Origin of the sequence: Microbacterium sp. B35-04 (assembly GCF_010634885.1) — a bacterium.
GTDB lineage: Bacteria > Actinomycetota > Actinomycetes > Actinomycetales > Microbacteriaceae > Microbacterium.
The window spans coordinates 1-585 of sequence record NZ_MWLP01000125.1; the positions used below are offsets into that span (position 1 = coordinate 1).

The 585-nt window shown below is 66.7% G+C and carries 1 protein-coding gene; it reads right to left on the bottom strand.

Going from position 1 to position 585, the window contains the following annotated elements:
• Positions 1-338 (bottom strand): helix-turn-helix domain-containing protein (locus tag B1729_RS19435; protein WP_163634460.1); only part of this gene is annotated, 338 nt, incomplete at its 3' end.
• Positions 339-585: the final 247 nt, after the last annotated feature.

The window sequence follows — 585 nt, forward strand, 5'->3', positions numbered from 1 at the left end:
TGCAGCTGCTCGCCGAACAGCGCCTCGAGGCGCTCACGCCAGCCGCCGGCCTGCCGGGCGGCCTCCGACGGTGATCCCGTGGCCTCCTCCTGCATCAGCAGCACGAGGTCTTCCTTCGCGGTGACGTACCGGTACAGCGACATGGGCGTGAAGCCGAGTTTCGCCGCGACCGCCGCCATGGAGACGGCGCCCAGGCCCTCGGCATCCGCGATCTCCATCGCCGCCTCGACGATGCGCTCGACGCTCATCTCGCGCTTGGGACCACGCTGCGGACTGGCGGCGACGCCCCACGCCAGGGCGATGCCCCGCGGGAGCTCGGGCTCGACGGCGTCGGTCATCTCGTCAGTCTAGGACTGTTTATCTCGTAAACAGTGTGTTACCGTCATAAACAGTTACTGACATACACAGTTTCGTCCATACACAGATCCATGAGAGGAAGTCTCATGCCCGACCGCACCGCTCCGCCGGTCATCGTCGTCGAGGGCCTGCGAAAGACGTTCGGCCGCCAACTCGTGCTCGACGGTCTCGACCTCCACGTGGCCCGTGGCGAGGTCTTCGCGCTCCTAGGCCCGAACGGCGCCGGCA